The 15,246-nt window shown below is 70.7% G+C and carries 18 protein-coding genes; 8 read left to right on the top strand and 10 right to left on the bottom strand.

Annotation, left to right across the window (positions count from 1 at the left end; genetic code table 11):
- The first annotated feature begins 466 nt into the window (after positions 1-466).
- Positions 467-1,465, top strand: a complete 999-nt coding sequence (locus OG828_RS37925) for a CopD family protein (RefSeq protein ID WP_328503738.1) — start codon at positions 467-469, stop codon at positions 1,463-1,465.
- A 99-nt stretch (positions 1,466-1,564) separates the two neighbouring features.
- Here OG828_RS37925 and OG828_RS37920 read toward each other — a convergent pair whose 3' ends face one another.
- Both OG828_RS37920 and OG828_RS37915 read right to left on the bottom strand, forming a co-directional pair.
- A complete protein-coding gene (locus OG828_RS37920; protein WP_328503737.1) occupies positions 1,565-2,233 on the bottom strand; it encodes a lysoplasmalogenase in 669 nt (222 codons plus the stop codon).
- The gene (locus tag OG828_RS37915; protein ID WP_328367127.1) at positions 2,230-3,099 is read right to left on the bottom strand and encodes a sterol desaturase family protein; all 870 of its coding nucleotides are present in this window, start codon (positions 3,097-3,099) and stop codon (positions 2,230-2,232) included. The genes OG828_RS37920 and OG828_RS37915 overlap by 4 nt, the downstream gene beginning before the upstream one ends.
- Positions 3,100-3,316: 217 nt before the next feature.
- On the opposite strand from OG828_RS37915, the gene OG828_RS37910 reads away from it, so the two are divergent.
- From OG828_RS37910 to OG828_RS37890, 5 genes are all read left to right on the top strand, one after another.
- Positions 3,317-4,315, top strand: a complete 999-nt coding sequence (locus OG828_RS37910) for a DEDDh family exonuclease (protein WP_328503736.1) — start codon at positions 3,317-3,319, stop codon at positions 4,313-4,315.
- Positions 4,316-4,378: 63 nt separating this feature from the next.
- Positions 4,379-4,612: a hypothetical protein gene (locus OG828_RS37905; RefSeq protein WP_301978814.1), complete on the top strand. Its 234-nt coding sequence runs from the start codon at positions 4,379-4,381 to the stop codon at positions 4,610-4,612.
- Positions 4,613-4,693: 81 nt separating this feature from the next.
- The gene (locus tag OG828_RS37900; protein ID WP_328503735.1) at positions 4,694-5,491 is read left to right on the top strand and encodes an SURF1 family cytochrome oxidase biogenesis protein; all 798 of its coding nucleotides are present in this window, start codon (positions 4,694-4,696) and stop codon (positions 5,489-5,491) included.
- 144 nt (positions 5,492-5,635) lie between these two features.
- The gene (locus OG828_RS37895; protein WP_328503734.1) at positions 5,636-7,423 is read left to right on the top strand and encodes a glycoside hydrolase family 15 protein; all 1,788 of its coding nucleotides are present in this window, start codon (positions 5,636-5,638) and stop codon (positions 7,421-7,423) included.
- Between the two features lie 5 nt (positions 7,424-7,428).
- Positions 7,429-8,184: an SDR family oxidoreductase gene (locus OG828_RS37890; protein WP_328367113.1), complete on the top strand. Its 756-nt coding sequence runs from the start codon at positions 7,429-7,431 to the stop codon at positions 8,182-8,184.
- A 67-nt stretch (positions 8,185-8,251) separates the two neighbouring features.
- Here the strand turns inward: OG828_RS37890 and amaP are convergent, their stop codons facing one another.
- Genes amaP through OG828_RS37865 form a run of 5 tightly spaced genes read right to left on the bottom strand, consistent with a single transcriptional unit; the run spans position 8,252 to position 10,576 of the window.
- Complete coding sequence (gene amaP / locus OG828_RS37885; RefSeq protein WP_328441324.1) at positions 8,252-8,830, bottom strand: alkaline shock response membrane anchor protein AmaP; 579 nt, start codon at positions 8,828-8,830, stop codon at positions 8,252-8,254.
- A gap of 5 nt (positions 8,831-8,835) precedes the next feature.
- Positions 8,836-9,495: a DUF6286 domain-containing protein gene (locus OG828_RS37880; RefSeq protein WP_328367107.1), complete on the bottom strand. Its 660-nt coding sequence runs from the start codon at positions 9,493-9,495 to the stop codon at positions 8,836-8,838.
- Positions 9,492-9,875 (bottom strand): hypothetical protein, encoded by a 384-nt coding sequence (locus OG828_RS37875; protein WP_328367106.1) that lies wholly within the window; start codon positions 9,873-9,875, stop codon positions 9,492-9,494. The genes OG828_RS37880 and OG828_RS37875 overlap by 4 nt, the downstream gene beginning before the upstream one ends.
- A complete protein-coding gene (locus tag OG828_RS37870) occupies positions 9,872-10,057 on the bottom strand; it encodes a hypothetical protein (RefSeq protein ID WP_328441322.1) in 186 nt (61 codons plus the stop codon). Before OG828_RS37870 ends, OG828_RS37875 begins: the two co-directional genes overlap by 4 nt.
- A gap of 33 nt (positions 10,058-10,090) precedes the next feature.
- On the bottom strand, positions 10,091-10,576 hold the full coding sequence (locus tag OG828_RS37865) for an Asp23/Gls24 family envelope stress response protein (protein WP_328367100.1): 486 nt from the start codon (positions 10,574-10,576) through the stop codon (positions 10,091-10,093).
- Between the two features lie 87 nt (positions 10,577-10,663).
- Between OG828_RS37865 and OG828_RS37860 the strand changes: the two genes are divergently transcribed.
- Positions 10,664-11,377 carry a nucleopolyhedrovirus P10 family protein gene (locus OG828_RS37860; protein ID WP_328503733.1) on the top strand — a complete coding sequence of 238 codons (714 nt, stop codon included), beginning with the start codon at positions 10,664-10,666 and terminating at the stop codon, positions 11,375-11,377.
- Positions 11,378-11,381: 4 nt separating this feature from the next.
- Here the strand turns inward: OG828_RS37860 and OG828_RS37855 are convergent, their stop codons facing one another.
- From OG828_RS37855 to OG828_RS37845, 3 genes are all read right to left on the bottom strand, one after another.
- Positions 11,382-12,203: an enoyl-CoA hydratase/isomerase family protein gene (locus OG828_RS37855; protein ID WP_328441320.1), complete on the bottom strand. Its 822-nt coding sequence runs from the start codon at positions 12,201-12,203 to the stop codon at positions 11,382-11,384.
- Between the two features lie 137 nt (positions 12,204-12,340).
- Positions 12,341-12,562, bottom strand: coding sequence for a helix-turn-helix domain-containing protein (locus OG828_RS37850; protein WP_004002281.1), 222 nt, complete (start codon positions 12,560-12,562; stop codon positions 12,341-12,343).
- A gap of 346 nt (positions 12,563-12,908) precedes the next feature.
- Positions 12,909-14,507, bottom strand: a complete 1,599-nt coding sequence (locus OG828_RS37845) for an ABC-F family ATP-binding cassette domain-containing protein (RefSeq protein WP_328367092.1) — start codon at positions 14,505-14,507, stop codon at positions 12,909-12,911.
- A 278-nt stretch (positions 14,508-14,785) separates the two neighbouring features.
- Here OG828_RS37845 and OG828_RS37840 point away from each other — a divergent pair, with 278 nt between their 5' ends.
- Entirely contained in the window at positions 14,786-15,199 is a 414-nt protein-coding gene (locus OG828_RS37840; protein WP_328367089.1) for a VOC family protein, read from the top strand.
- Positions 15,200-15,246: the final 47 nt, after the last annotated feature.

Genomic DNA, 15,246 nt, shown 5'->3' with positions numbered 1-15,246 from the left:
GCGGGCCTGAGCGCCACGGCCCCGCGCGGTAGGCCTCAGCGCCACGGCCCCGCGCGGTGAGCCTGAGGGGCGCCACCCCACCCGGCGCGATCGGCCTGGGGGCACGACCTGGCGCGATGGATCTCAAGGACACGACCCGGCGCGGTGAGCCTCAGGTCCGATCCGGCGCGGTGAGCCTGAGGGGCACGCCCCCGCGCAGCGGGCCTGAGCGCCACGGCCCCGCGCGGTAGGCCTCAGCGCCACGGCCCCGCGCGGTGAGCCTGAGGGGCGCCACCCCACCCGGCGCGATCGGTCTGGGGGCACGTCCTGGCGCGATGGATCTGAGGGACACGACCCGGCGCGATGGGCCCGAGGGACACGACCCACCTGAGTGCCGGTGTGCCCGAAAACGTGCCCATGGGTGGAATGCCGTATTGCCGGTTGCCCGGTGCTTGCCCGTTCTGCGGTGGTTGGTGAGTATCTTGGGGTGACCTTGACAAGACCCACCTCCGGGGTGGCCGATGAGGGGGCCGTACGGCGCCCCGGTGCCGGGCGGGCCGTCGCCGTTCTCGTTCTCGGGGCGCTGGCGGCGCTGATCCCGCTGCTCGGTCCGTCCACCGCGCTGCACGAGACCGGGGAGGCAGCCGCACCCGGCACGGGTGGCATCGCCCTGCTGCGGGCGGTGCTGTTCGCGGCACTGTGTGTCCCCGTGGGCGAGCTGTTCGTGAACCGGCTGGCCCGGGCCGTGCCCGGCGATCCCGCGCAGGCACCGCGCAGTTGGGCGCCCCACGCGGCCGGCGTGGGTTTCGTCGCCGCACTGGGGCTCGCCTCGGTCGTGGCCACCGGCAACCTCGTGCCGAGCAGCCTCGCCGAGATCGACGTCGGCGGCCTCTACGCCTCGCGAGACGGCAAGCTGGCGCTCGTGGAGGTCAACGCGTTCCTCGCGGCGGGCCTCTGCGCGCTCTCACGGCGACCGGCGACCGTCGTCTGGCCGTTGGCCGCGGTGGTCGTGGCGGAGGCGCTGCGCGCGCATCCCACGACCGAGCACGACCCGCTGATCGGCTCGGGGCTGACGCTCGTTCATCTGGCCTGCGCGGCACTGTGGGCGGGCGGACTGCTGCACGTGCTGCGCAGGCTGCGGCGCGACACGCCGACGGGAGCGGCGTTGCTGGGGCTCTACGCGCGCGTGGCCGCCGTTCTGCTCGCCGCCATCACCGCGACCGGGGTGTGGAGTTCGCTGCGCCGCATGCCGCCGGGCACCGTCCTGGAGCAGTTGACGACGACCGCGTACGGACGCGTCCTGCTCGCCAAGGTGCTCCTCGTGGCCGCGGTCGCCGTGCTCGCCCTGTGGGCCCGTATCCGGCTGCGCCGTGCGGCGGATCCGCTGACCGCCTGCTCCCCCGCGCGGGCGGAGGTCGTGGTGCTGGGGCTGGTGGTCGCGGTATCGGGGCTGCTGACGGCGCTGCCGGTGCCGATCCGATGGTGAGCCCGAGTTGGTGCGCTGACAGCGCTGCCGGTGCCGATCAAATGGTGAGCCTGAGTCGGCGCCTCAGTTGGCGCCTCAGTTGGCGCTTCAATCGGCGTTTCAGTTGGCGAGCAGCGCCTTGGGCGCCGGTGGCGCTTGAACAGCCACCGGTGTTCCTCTGACCAGCAGGAGTTGCGCGGCCGCATAGGTCAGCATGATCCAGAAGTCGGGTCGTGGCAGTTGCGGCCACTCCGCGACGCCGGTCGCGATGAGGGTGTCGGAGAGCATGAAGAGGGCGCCGCCGAGCCCGGCGAGGAGTCCGAACCGGGTGACGGCTCCGTATGCCATGGCCGTGAGCAGGGCGCTGTAGCCGGCGACGGGGACGCGGAGGTCGGCGGGGAGGTCGGGCCACAGGAGGGCGACGGTGGTGACGAGGGCGGTGACGTAGGCGAGCGCAAGAAGTGCGGCACGCGCGCGTGGGGCCGCGTTTCCGGAGCCGTACCTCTTGAAGAGCACGAGGTAGCAGACGTGCCCGGACGCGAAGGAGGCCATCCCGGCGAGGAAGGCGGGCTCGGCGTCGGACAGCAGCAGGACATCGCCGCCCCAGCCGAAGAGGAGTGCGGCGAGGAGGAGACGGGGGGCGCCGCGGACGTACGCGTAACCGGCGAGCAGAGGCATCAGGAGGGGCTTGGTGACGACGTGCCCGGTGTCGGAGCCGACGGCGAGGAAGGCCAGGTCGGCGACGGCGGCCAGGGCGAAGGCGCCCAGCAGAACGCGGGACGGTCTCACGCGGCCGTCGTCTCCTCGACGGGCGCCACAGCGGGCGGAGTCGGCTGCCAGCCCGGCCCCCGGAACACCCGCCCGGCACGCTCACGCCAACTGCCCGCCGCCTTCAGGTCCTTGGCGATGGCGGCGTATTCGTGCGTGGCGACCTTGAGCGGGTTGTACGTGTCGATGTTCTTGGTCAGCCCGTACACGGGCCGCTCGGTCTCGGCGACGAAGGAGCCGAAGAGGCGGTCCCAGACGATGAGGATGCCGCCGAAGTTGCGGTCCAGATAGCCGCCCTGCGAGGCATGGTGCACCCGGTGGTGCGACGGGGTGTTGAGGGCGAACTCAAACCAGCGGGGCATCTTGTCGATGCGCTCGGTGTGGATCCAGAACTGGTAGACGAGGTTCGCCGAGGAGCAGAACGCGAGCGCGGCCGGGTGCACCCCGCACGCGATCAGGGGGACGTAGAACGGCCAGACGGTCAGGGAGGTCCAGGGCTGGCGCAGCGCGGTGGTGAGGTTGAACTTCCGGCTGGAGTGGTGGACGACGTGGCAGGCCCACAGGATGCGGATGACGTGGTGGCCGCGGTGCGACCAGTAGTAGAAGAAGTCCTGCGCGAGCAGCATCAGCGGGACGGTCCACCACAGCACGGGCACGCGGAGCGGGGTGAGTTCGTAGATCGCCGTGTAGATGGCGACGATCGGGATCTTCCAGAGCAGGTCGAAGACGAGACTGCCGAGGCCCATGGTGACGCTCGTCGCGGCGTCCTTCGCCTCGTATCCCGCCGCGTCGTCGTCCGGATGGATACGGACGCTGATCATCTCGATCACGGTGAGCAGCACGAAGGCGGGTATCGACCACAGCACGACATCGGGCAGGTTCGGCATGAGGGCACCGTAGAACCGCTGGTCGTCCGGGGCTAGACGTTGTTACCCACAAGTATTACCTGGGGTACGCGCTTGCTTCTTGGCGATCTCCGCCAAGTCGGACGGCCCGTCACACCCCAGCGGCCACCACACGGACATTCGCCCCGCTCGAACACCCGGCCGTGAGACGGCACCTGACGGACCGGACTGTCGGACCCGGCCCGTATCCTCGGTGACCATGCTCGAAGACCTGACGACCGCAGTGTCCTCCCCCACGGTGTGGCCGGCCGCGTATCCCCAGGGATACGCGGTCGTTGACGTGGAGACCACAGGCCTGGCCCGGGACGACCGAATCATCTCCGCGGCCGTGTACCGGCTGGACGCGCACGGCGAGGTCGAGGACCACTGGTACACGCTGGTCAACCCGGAGCGGGACCCGGGCCCGGTGTGGATCCACGGTCTGACGAGCGACGTACTCGAAGGCGCGCCCCTCTTCGAGGCCATCGCCGAGGAGTTCGCGACCCGGCTGGAGGGCCGGGTGCTCGTCGCGCACAACGCCGTCTTCGACTGGCAGATGATCGCCCGGGAGTACGCACGCGCGCGGAGCGAGCCGCCGGTGCGGCAGCGGCTGTGCACCATCGCCCTCTCGAAGGAGCTGGAGCTGCCGTTGCCCAACCACAAGCTGGAGTCGCTCGCCGCGCATTTCGGCGTCGTACAGCAGCGGGCACACCACGCGCTGGACGACGCGCGCGTGCTGGCGGAGGCGTTCCGGCCGAGCCTGCACGCCGCCGCACAGGGCGGCGTACGGCTGCCGCTGCACGAGTGCCGGCCGCTGACCGAGTGGACGGACCGAGCCGTGCCCCGACAGCAGTCGGGCTACGGCGCGTACCAGCCCAGAAGTTGGCGCCCGGCGCGCAGAAGACCTGCCTGCCCCTATCCCAACCCGGGCCGTTACGAAGACGGCAAACCGCTCAAGCAGGGCATGCGGGTCGCGTTCTCGGGAGACACCTCCATCGAGCGCGACCTCCTGGAGGACCGGGCGATCGAGGCCGGGCTGCATGTCGCCACCAGCATCTCCCGGCTGACCAGCCTGCTCGTCACGAACGACCCGGACTCGGGCACGTCCAAGGTGGTCAGGGCCCGGCAGTACGGCACGCCGGTGGTCGACGAGGCGGCGTTCGGGCAGCTCCTCGGGGATGTGGAAGCGGCGTCGGAGGATGACCGTACGGACGGGTGATTGCCGTACGACTCGCCCGGCGCCGTCTCGCCCCGGCCACGGCGACGGCCCACCCTGTGGCGCATGGCAACATGTGAAGTTTGCGGCAATCACTACGGAATGACCTTCGAGGTCCACGCACAGGGCGCGGTGCACGTCTTCGACTGCTTCTCCTGTGCGATCCACCGCATGGCACCCATCTGCGAGCACTGCCGCGTCCAGATCATCGGGCAGGGCGTCGAGGTCGAGGGCCACTGGTTCTGCGGGGCCCACTGCGCCCGCGCGGAGGGGAAGGTGGGGATCGTCGACAAGGTGTGAGCCCCCCGGGCCCCGCCCCGGCCCCGCACCCGACCCATACCCGCCTGAACACACCCCACGACCGAGTTGTACGGTCGTGGGGTGTACCGCTTCCTGTTGTCCCGGCAGTGGGTGATCCTCACGCTGGTCGCTCTCCTCCTCATCCCCACGATGATCAGGCTGGGCATCTGGCAGATGCACCGCTACGAGACGCGCACCGCCCGGAACCAGCTCGTCGCCGACGCGCTGGCCGCGAAGCCGGTCCCCGTGGAGAAGCTGACCGCCCCCGGACACACCGTCACCGAGGACGAGCGCTACCACCGGGTGACCGCGAAGGGCCGCTTCGACACCGACGACGAGGTCGTCGTCCGCCGCCGCACCAACGCCGACGACGAGGTCGGCTACCACGTCCTGACCCCGTTCGTCCTCGACGACGGCAAGGTCCTGCTCGTCAACCGCGGCTGGATCCCCGCGGACAGCCCCAGCCAGACCACGTTCCCCAAGATCCCCGCACCGCCCCGCGGCGAGGTCACCGTCACCGGACGGCTGATGCCCGACGAGACGACCGAGGCGAGCGGCATCAAGAACCTCAAGGGCCTGCCGGACCGGCAGATCATGCTGATCAACAGCGAGCAGGAGGCGCGGCGCCTCGACGCCCAGGTGCTCGGCGGCTACATCGCCCAGACGGCACCCGAGCCGAAGGGCGACACCCCGGAGCTGCTCGGCAGTCCCGGCAACGAGGACGCGGCGCTGAACTACGCGTACGCCGTCCAGTGGTGGCTGTTCGCCGCGGGCGTCCCCGTCGGCTGGGTCATCCTGGTCCGCCGCGAGATGCGCGAGCGGACGAAGGAGCAGGACGGAGCGGACGACACCGCGCCGGCCGAACCCGCGACGGTGTAAACCGACCCCGCCACCTTCCGGTCCGCCGCTCCCCTGCCCGTCGCTCATCTGCCCGCCGCTCCCCTGCTCGTCGTTCGCCCCGGCCGTCACTCTCCCGGCCCCGCACGGGATTGCCCCTCACCCCTGCCGGGAACCCGGAACCCCGTGCATCCCCGTATCGAGGACTACGCCCTCATCGGCGACGAACAGACTGCCGCCCTGGTCGGCCGGGACGGCTCGGTCGACTGGCTGTGCCTTCCCCGCTTCGACTCGGCCTCGTGTTTCGCCAGGCTGCTCGGCGACGAGGAGAACGGCCACTGGCGGATCGCCCCCAAGGGCGCGAGCGACCGGTGCACGCGCCGCGCCTACCGTCCGAACACCCTCGTCCTGGACACCGAGTGGGACACCGACGAGGGCTCGGTCCGCGTCACCGACCTGATGCCGCAGCGCGACCGCGCCCCCGATCTCGTACGCGTCGTGGAGGGCACCGGCGGCCGGGTCACCGTCCACAGCACGCTCCGGCTCCGCTTCGACTACGGCTCCATCGTGCCGTGGATGCGCCGCTCCGACGGCCACCGTGTGGCCGTCGCGGGCCCGGACTCGGTGTGGCTGCGCAGCGAGCCCGAGGTGCGCACGTGGGGCGAAGGCCTCGCCACACACGCGGAGTTCACGGTCGAGGAGGGCGAGAGGGTCGCCTTCGTCCTGACCTGGCACCCCTCGCACGAGCCGCGTCCGCCGCTGGTCGACCCGTACGAGGCACTGGACGCGAGCGTCGGGGACTGGCAGGCCTGGGCCGAACGCTGCCGCTACGACGGCCCGCACCGGGACGCGGTCATACGCTCCCTGATCACCCTCAAGGCCCTCACCTACAAGCCGACCGGCGGCATCGTCGCCGCCCCCACCACCTCCCTGCCGGAGGAACTCGGCGGTATCCGCAACTGGGACTACCGCTACTGCTGGCTGCGCGACTCCACCCTCACCCTGGGCGCGCTGGTGGCGGCCGGTTACCGGGAGGAGGCCGAGGCCTGGCGCGACTGGCTGCTGCGCGCGGTCGCCGGCGACCCGGCGGACCTGCAGATCATGTACGGCCTCGCGGGCGAGCGGCGGCTGCCGGAGTACGACCTGCCGTGGCTGTCCGGATTCGCGGGGACGTCGCCCGTGCGGATCGGCAACAAGGCCGTGAATCAGCTGCAGTTGGACGTGTACGGCGAGGTGATGGACTCGCTGGCGCTGGCCCGGCGCGCGGGCATGGCCGCCAAGCCGCACATATGGGCCCTGCAGCAGGAGCTGCTGGAGTGGCTGCGCGAGAACTGGCAGCAGCCGGACGAGGGGCTGTGGGAAGTACGCGGTGGCCGCCGCCAGTTCGTGCACTCGAAGGTGATGGTGTGGGTGGCCGCGGACCGGGCCGTGCGCACGCTCGAGGAGAAACCGAAGCTGGGCGGCGACCTGGACGGCTGGCGCACCTGGCGCGACGAGGTGCACAAGGAGGTGTGCGAGAAGGGCTATGACGCCGAGCGGAACACCTTCACCCAGTACTACGGCTCACGCGAACTCGACGCCTCCCTGCTGCTGATCCCGCGTGTCGGCTTCCTGCCCGCGGACGACCCGCGCGTGATCGGCACCGTCGACGCGATCCGCGCGGAGCTGGGCCACGGCGGATTCATGCGCCGCTACAGCGCCGAGGAGACGGTCGTCGACGGGCTGCCGGGCGGTGAGGGCACCTTCCTGGTGTGCTCCTTCTGGCTCGCGGACGCGCTGCACATGACCGGGCGCACCGAACAGGCACGCGAGCTGTTCGAACGGCTGCTCGGGCTCGCCAACGACGTGGGGCTGCTGTCCGAGGAGTACGACCCCGTCACCGGCCATCGGCTCGGCAACTTCCCGCAGGCGTTCAGCCACGTCGGTCTGGTGAACACCGCCCTCGCCCTGTTCGGGGGCGACACGGCAGGATAGGACCCATGGATCTTGGACTGAAGGACCGGGTGTACGTCGTCACCGGGGCGACCCGTGGGCTGGGCAACGCGGTCGCGCGCCAGCTCGTCGCCGACGGGGCGAAGGTGATCATCACGGGGCGCGACGGCAAGGCCGCGATGGAGGCCGCGGGCGAGCTGGGCGCCAACGCCGTCGGTGTCGGCGCGGACAACGCCGATCCTCAGGCGCCGGCGCGGCTCATCGCGGCCGCGCGCGAGCACTTCGGGGGGTTCGACGGGGTGCTGGTGAGCGTGGGCGGGCCCGCGCCGGGGTTCGCAGCGGACAACACGGATGAGCAGTGGCAGGCGGCGTTCGAGTCGGTGTTCCTGGGGGCGGTGCGGTTCGCTCGCGCGGCGGCCGGGGAGTTGGAAGCGGGCGGGGTCATCGGGTTCGTACTGTCCGCGTCTGTGCACGAGCCGATTCCTGGGCTGACGATTTCCAATGGGTTGCGGCCGGGGCTTGCCGGGTTCGCGAAGTCGTTGTCGGACGAGTTGGGGCCGCGGGGGATTCGGGTGGTGGGGTTGCTGCCGTCTCGGATCGATACGGATCGCGTGCGCGAGCTGGATGGGATGTCGGCGGATCCGGAGGCTACTCGGGCAGCGCATGAGTCGCGGATTGCGTTGCGGCGGTATGGGACGCCGGAGGAGTTCGGGCGGGTGGCGGCGTTTGTGCTGTCTCCGGCTGCGTCTTATCTGACGGGGATCATGTTGCCTGTGGATGGCGGGGCGCGTCACGGGTTCTGAGCTGCGTTGCCGGGTGCGGGTCGTCTGTGGCTGGTCGCGCAGTTCCCCGCGCCCCTGTCGGGGCGCGTCAAGTCACCCTTTCTGCTCGGTGCTTGACCGCCCTCAGTCTTACCTCCGCCGGGAGTGACGTGAGGCCTGCCGAGTCCCTCGCGTGGGTCAGGGCCTGGGTGGTGAGGTGGTTGAGGGCGTCGGCCGGGTCGACGTGGGGTTCCAGGAGGAGGCGGACTCGGGCCTCGGGGGTGCTGCGGCGGCCGGTGAGTTCCGCGTGGGCTCGGGCTACGCCGTCCAGTTGGCTCGCGTCTGCGGCGAGTACGCCCTCCAGGGCCCGGCCGCGGAGCAGGGCGCCCTCGCCGTCGCCGGTGTCGACCAGGACCTCGGCGAGGCGGCGTCGGCGCAGTTCGGCGGTGAGCCACCACAGGGCGAGCAGGAGGAGGACGGCGAGTACGGCGATGACGGTCGGCCACCACCAGCCGTCGTCCCGCCAGCGGGTGCGTTCGGCGTCGCTGAGCAGTACGTCGTGCCGGCCGTCGTGGATCCACCAGGAGGGCGGATTCAGGCCGAGGCCTACGGCGAGCACGGAACCGCCGATCAGGATCAGCAGCAGGCCGACGATGCCGAGCAGCACGCGATTGACGATCCTGAGCACCGCGCTCACCCCTTCCGTCCGGGGCGCCGGACATGCACCGACAGGGCGGGGGGCCGGGCGAGCCCCAGGCCCTTGATCGCGTCGGCGAGTGTGGTGTCCAAGTCGGCGCGTACGTCGTCCAGTTCGCGGAAGTGGGAGATCGCGCGGACGTCGGCCTTGGCGCGGCCCATCCGGACCCGCACCGACTGCACGCCGGACACCTCCATGGCCCGGTCGCGCAACACGAGGGCGGCCGCGTCCCGGTGGAGGCCGGCGCGTACGTCGGGGTGAGTGCGCCGCATGGGCAGTACGGCACGCAGGCCGGGCGTGGCGGCGAGCAGGATCAGCCAGAGGCCGAGGGCCGCGGCGATGCCCGCGCCGACCAGCACCCAGATGTCGTCGAGGGGGCGTTCGGCGAGCTGCGTGGCGAGTTCGCGGCGCCAGGCCATGGCGGGCCGGTCGGCGCGCACGGCGGCGATGTCGTAGAGGAACGCGCCGGCGATCAGCAGCAGGAGCAGCGCGACGAGCGCGGCCGGGACACGGCGGGCCGACCAGAAGCGGCCGCCGCTCTCACCGCCGACGGGTTCGTAGTCCGCCGCGGAGGCGGACTGGCTGTGTCCGCCCTCGTCGGCCTTCTCCAGGACGGGCAGCCGCTGAGTGCTCTCGGCCCCCTGGGACTCGCTCATTGCGTCCTCCCCTGTGCCACGCCGGGTACCGCGACCGGATGCAGCCGCTCCACGTGTAGGGCCACTTCGTGCACCTCCATGCCCACGAGAGCGCTTACCCGCTGGGTGACGTGCCGACGCACGGAGGCGCACTGGCGGCCGACGTCGGAGGGGTAGCCGAGGTCGAGGCTGACGCGGACGCGGGCGGTGTCGTGGTGGACGACGACCGACGCATGCGGCCGTGAGGCGTCCGGCGGCAGTGCGCCCAGCGCCTCACGCGCCGCCTGGGAGGCAATCTTCGCCACCACCCGGTCGGCGATCCGTGTGGCACCGCGCTCTCCCGGCGGTACGGCGATCCCGGGTCTGGGGAGCTCGGCGGCCCCTTCGCTCACCGACGTCACCGCCGTCGATCGTCACGCGTGCGGAAGAAGTCGCCGATGTCCAGGTCTCCCTCCAGGAACCGGCCGACCACGAACCCGATGGCGCCCAGCGCCGCCACCAGCAGGAAGGCGCCGAACCCGCCGAAATACCCGGCGAAGCCCAGGGCCATTCCGGCGATCATGCCGATCACAGCCATGCTCATGGTGCGCTCCTTGGCGGTTCGGTCGCCGACGGGTCATTGAAGTCGGGATTCCTGCTCCTCTTCTTCTTCCTCCGGAAGCTTCACATCACTCACCGCGATGTTGACCTCGACGACCTCGAGCCCGGTCATCCGCTCGACGGCCGCGATCACGTTCTCGCGCACGTCCCGTGCCACATCGGCGATCGACACGCCGTAGTCGACGACGATCTCCAGATCGAGCGCGGTCTGTACCTCTCCGACCTCGGCCTTCACGCCCCGTGTCACGGACTTCGTTCCGCCGGGAACCCGGTCCCGCACGGCTCCGAAGGTCCGCGACAGCCCACTCCCCATGGCATGTACGCCCATCACATCCCGGGCAGCGAGCCCGGCGATCTTCTCCACTACCCCGTCGGCGATGGTGGTCCGCCCACGGCTCGCCGGTTCCCCTCCCCCGCGTTTGGTTGCCTTACGGGTCTGCACCGGCGGCTCGTTCTCGCCCTCCGGGGTCTGCGTCCGGTTCCGCTCCGTCATATCGGTCATCGCCGCACGTCCCTTTCGGTCGTCGTCCTATGACCACGGTAAGCGCGGTTCCGCTCCCGCGCGTCGGGGATGCGGCAGGCTGGAGCAATGACGTCCGATCGGTTGGCGCAGACAGTACGACAGCAGCTGGGGCTGGGCAGACTCGTCCCGCTGGGCGGCCCGCACGACGGTGCGTGGATCACGGAGGCGGCGGCCGAGGCGGTGCTGCGGCGCGCGGCGGAGACGGTGCGCGGGGTGCGCCTCGGCGCACTGCGGATCGCGCTCACCGATCCGGACGACGCCCACGAGCCCGCCGTACCGCCTCCGCCGAGCGCACTGCCGCCCGGCCCGCTCCGTCTGACGGCGGACTTCGGGGCAACACCGTCGGCTCCACTGCCGACGACGGCGTCCCATCTGCGCGGGGTCCTGGCAACGGCGGCCGCGGAACGGCTCGGGCTGACGGTCACGGAGGTCGACCTACGGGTGACGGCCCTGCTGGACGAGGACACGGAGGCCGAGCCCGTACGACCGCCCGAGCCGAGGCAGGCTTCGGAGGTCCGGGACGGTGACGAAGCCCGCGCGGCGGAGGCGGCTCTCGGCGTCCCGGGCGTGACCGCCCTGACGGGCACGCTGGGGCGGGCGGTCCACATCCAGGAACGGCGGGTCGACGACACCGCGCTGCCGCACCGTCACATCCGCCTGGAACTGGCGACGGACGCGGACCGCCGGGCCGTGCAGGTGGCTCGGGAGGTCCGCGTCGCGGTGTCGAGCGCGCTTCAGGACAGCCCGACGGTGGCGGTGCTGGTCACCGCGGTCGGCTGACCGCTCATTCGCCCAGCCCGGCCAGCTCCCTGAGCCGCCGGGCCTGCGCGGCCCGCTCCGCCGCGCGCTGCTCCTCGTAGGTCCGCTCACCGGCCCCGCGCAGCAACGCCTTGGTCTCGATCACGGCATCCCGGGGCGCGGCCAGGATCGCGGACGCCAGGTCCGCCACGGTCGCGTCCAGTTGCTCACCCGGCACGGCTAGATTCGCCAGCCCCGTACTCACCGCTTCCTCGGCCAGGACGAAGCGCCCGGTCACGCAGATCTCCAGCGCCCGCGCATATCCGACGAGCCCGACCAGCGGATGCGTGCCGGTCAGGTCCGGCACCAACCCCAGGCTGGTCTCGCGCATGGCGAACTGCACGTCGTCGGCGACGACGCGCAGATCACACGCGAGGGCAAGCTGGAACCCGGCCCCGATGGCATGCCCCTGGACGGCGGCGATGGACACGATGTCGCTCTGCCGCCACCAGGTGAAGCCCTCCTGGAACCCGGCGATGGCCGCGTCCAGTTCGGCGTCGCTGCCGCGTGCGAGGTCGATGAACGACGGCTCGCCCTCGATGCCTTCGGGCGTGAACATCTGCCGGTCGAGACCGGCGGAGAAGGACTGGCCCTCCCCGCGCAGCACGACGACCCGCACACTGCCCGGCAGCAACCGCCCGGCCTCGCCCAGCGCACGCCACATAGCGGGGCTCTGCGCATTGCGCTTGGCCGGATTGGTCAGCGTCACCGTGGCGATCGCGTCGTCGACGGTGAGCCGTACGCCGTCCTTGTCGAGTACGGGACCTTCGGGACCTCGGGACACAACGTCCTGGTCGGGCGAAGCCATGGGGCGCCTCCGATGTGTGCGGTCGTCCTGGATGCCGTACCACATGGCGGGCATCCTTAAGTGACTGCACAGTAACCACCCGGCCGCTCAGAAGACCGACCGGGTGGCCACCATCGAAAGCGAGGGACCGCCCGGACTCAGGACGATGCGGCCTTCTTGCCCCGAGTCGCCCCGCCGCGCCCACGCAGCGTGACGCCCGACTCGCTGAGCATCCGGTGTACGAAGCCATACGAGCGGCCGGTTTCCTCGGCCAGTGCCCGGATGCTCGCACCGGAGTCGTACTTCTTCTTCAGGTCTGCCGCGAGCTTGTCGCGCGCGGCGCCGGTTACCCGGCTGCCCTTCTTCAGAGTCTCGGCCACCCGTGCCTCCTCATGGGAAGTGCGCTCTGGTCCCCTCATGATCACCCCTCCGGGCCTTGATGGCCACCCATTCGGCAAGGTCCGTAAGACAGGGTTTTGACGACAGGAGCGCATCCCCACATACGGAATCTGTAATTCAGCGGAGAGCTGTCCGTACGGCCGAACGGGTTGTTCCGCGAAGTGCCTGGTCAGCGACGTGCGACGGCCGAGCCCTTGTCGATAAAGGACTCGGCCGTGAAATCGATGTAGGACACACCTCGGTACGAGGAGATCTCACACAGATGATGGATCAAGGATGAGCCGAATGATCCATACGCTGTGGATCACGCGTGGATCACGCTTTCGATCAAGCCAGGGCGACGAGATCCGCGTAGTCGGCACCCCACAGGTCCTCGACTCCGTCCGGAAGCAGAATGATCCGCTCCGGCTGGAGCGCCTCGACCGCGCCCTCGTCGTGGGTGACGAGGACGACCGCGCCCTTGTAGGTGCGCAGTGCGCCGAGGATCTCCTCGCGGCTGGCCGGGTCGAGGTTGTTGGTCGGCTCGTCGAGGAGCAGGACGTTGGCCGACGACACCACGAGGGTGGCCAGGGCGAGGCGGGTCTTCTCGCCGCCGGAGAGGACTCCGGCGGGCTTGTCGACGTCGTCGCCGGAGAACAGGAACGAGCCGAGCGTCTTGCGGACCTCGACCAGGTCGAGGTCGGGGTTGGCGGAGCGCATGTTCTCCAGGACCGTGCGCTCGGGGTCGAGGGTCTCGTGCTCCTGTGCGTAGTAGCCGAGCTTGAGGCCATGGCCCTCGACGACCTCGCCGGTGTCGGGCTTCTCGACGCCGCCGAGGAGGCGCAGCAGGGTCGTCTTGCCGGCGCCGTTGAGGCCGAGGATGACGACTCGGGAGCCCTTGTCGATGGCCAGGTCGACGTCCGTGAAGATCTCCAGCGAGCCGTACGACTTCGACAGTCCCTCGGCCATCAGCGGGGTCTTGCCGCAGGGCGCGGGCTCGGGGAAGCGGAGCTTGGCGACCTTGTCGGAGGCGCGCACCGCTTCGAGTCCGGCGAGCAGGCGGTCGGCCCGCTTCGCCATGTTCTGCGCGGCGACCGTCTTGGTGGCCTTGGCGCGCATCTTGTCGGCCTGCGAATGCAGCGCGGCGGCCTTCTTCTCGGCGTTCTGCCGCTCGCGCTTGCGCCGCTTCTCGTCGGCCTCGCGCTGCTGCTGGTAGAGCCTCCAGCCCATGTTGTAGACATCGATCTGGGCCCGGTTGGCATCCAGGTAGAAGACCTTGTTGACGACGGTCTCGACCAGGTCGACATCGTGGGAGATCACGATGAAGCCGCCGCGGTAGGTCTTCAGGTAGTCCCGCAGCCAGACGATCGAGTCGGCGTCGAGGTGGTTCGTCGGCTCGTCGAGCAGCAGGGTGTCCGCGTCGGAGAACAGGATCCGGGCCAGCTCGATACGGCGGCGCTGACCGCCGGAGAGCGTGTGCAGGGGCTGGCCGAGCACGCGGTCGGGCAGATTGAGCGCGGCGGCGATGGTGGCGGCCTCGGCCTCGGCGGAGTACCCGCCCTTGGTGAGGAACTCGGTCTCCTGGCGCTCGTACTGCCTGAGGGCCTTCTCCCGGGTGGCGCCCTGGCCGTTGGCGATGCGCTGTTCGTTGTCGCGCATCTTCTGGATCAGTACGTCGAGACCGCGCGCGGAGAGGATGCGGTCGCGGGCGAGGATGTCGAGGTCGCCGGTGCGGGGGTCCTGCGGGAGGTAGCCGACCTCGCCGGAGCGGGTGATGGTGCCGCCGGCGGGGGTGCCCTCACCGGCCAGGCACTTGGTGAGGGTGGTCTTGCCGGCGCCGTTGCGGCCGACCAGGCCGATGCGGTCGCCCTTGGCGACTCGGAAGGTGGCGGACTCGATGAGGACGCGGGCACCGGCGCGCAGCTCGATACCGGAGGCGGAGATCACGGTCAGACTCCAGGGCGGAGGGGGTTGGCAGGTGGGCGGCTGAGGACGTTCCCGCCGTCTAATGCGCGAGGAGAATGGCCATGGCGGCAATTCTAACGGGGCGGTGCAACCCACTTTTTGGCGTTCCGGTGTTCGGACCGCCCGCCGCGGCCCACTGCGGGTGCGTCGTGGCTGGTCGCGCTGTGCCCCGCGGTCGGGAGGGCGTTGTCAGTGGTCGGTGCGAGACTGGCGACAGGCAGCAGGATTCCGGTGATTTCCAGCACAGGGGAGTGATCGTCATGGCGGGCACGGGCGGCGCGAGTCCGAGCATCTACCCGACGGTGCTGTACGCGGACGCGAAGGCGGCGATCCGGCAGCTCACGGAGGCCTTCGGCTTCACCGAGCTGTCGGTGTACGAGGGCGAGAACGGCATGGTGGCACACGCGGAACTGGTGCAGGGCAACGGCGCGGTGATGCTCGGCTCGAAGGGCCGCGGCGGCCGTTTCGACGAGCTGATGAAGGGCGCGGGCCCCGCCGGGGTGTACGTCGTGGTGGACGACGTCGACGCCCACCACCAGCGTGCCGTGGACCACGGCGCGGAGATCCTGATGCCCCCGACGGACCAGGACTACGGCTCGCGTGACTACATGGCCCGGGACATCGAGGGCAACATCTGGAGCTTCGGCACGTACGCCCCAGAAATAGCCGGCTGATCGAAGCGCCCCGAAGGGGCGCGGGGAACTGCGCGACCAGCCACGAC

This window comes from Streptomyces sp. NBC_00457 (genome assembly GCF_036014015.1).
In the GTDB taxonomy this organism is placed as follows: domain Bacteria; phylum Actinomycetota; class Actinomycetes; order Streptomycetales; family Streptomycetaceae; genus Streptomyces.
This window is presented reverse-complemented; position numbering and strand designations above follow the sequence as displayed.

Excerpts from the sequence above, each read along its gene's own strand:
- OG828_RS37915 (WP_328367127.1), bottom strand. The coding sequence starts at position 3,099 with ATGCCGAACCTGCCCGATGTCGTGCTGTGGTCGATACCCGCCTTCGTG.
- OG828_RS37910 (WP_328503736.1), top strand. The coding sequence starts at position 3,317 with ATGCTCGAAGACCTGACGACCGCAGTGTCCTCCCCCACGGTGTGGCCG.
- OG828_RS37905 (WP_301978814.1), top strand. The coding sequence starts at position 4,379 with ATGGCAACATGTGAAGTTTGCGGCAATCACTACGGAATGACCTTCGAG.
- OG828_RS37890 (WP_328367113.1), top strand. The coding sequence starts at position 7,429 with ATGGATCTTGGACTGAAGGACCGGGTGTACGTCGTCACCGGGGCGACC.
- OG828_RS37880 (WP_328367107.1), bottom strand. The coding sequence starts at position 9,495 with ATGAGCGAGTCCCAGGGGGCCGAGAGCACTCAGCGGCTGCCCGTCCTG.
- OG828_RS37870 (WP_328441322.1), bottom strand. The coding sequence starts at position 10,057 with ATGAGCATGGCTGTGATCGGCATGATCGCCGGAATGGCCCTGGGCTTC.
- OG828_RS37865 (WP_328367100.1), bottom strand. The coding sequence starts at position 10,576 with ATGACCGATATGACGGAGCGGAACCGGACGCAGACCCCGGAGGGCGAG.
- OG828_RS37860 (WP_328503733.1), top strand. The coding sequence starts at position 10,664 with ATGACGTCCGATCGGTTGGCGCAGACAGTACGACAGCAGCTGGGGCTG.
- OG828_RS37855 (WP_328441320.1), bottom strand. The coding sequence starts at position 12,203 with ATGGCTTCGCCCGACCAGGACGTTGTGTCCCGAGGTCCCGAAGGTCCC.
- OG828_RS37840 (WP_328367089.1), top strand. The coding sequence starts at position 14,786 with ATGGCGGGCACGGGCGGCGCGAGTCCGAGCATCTACCCGACGGTGCTG.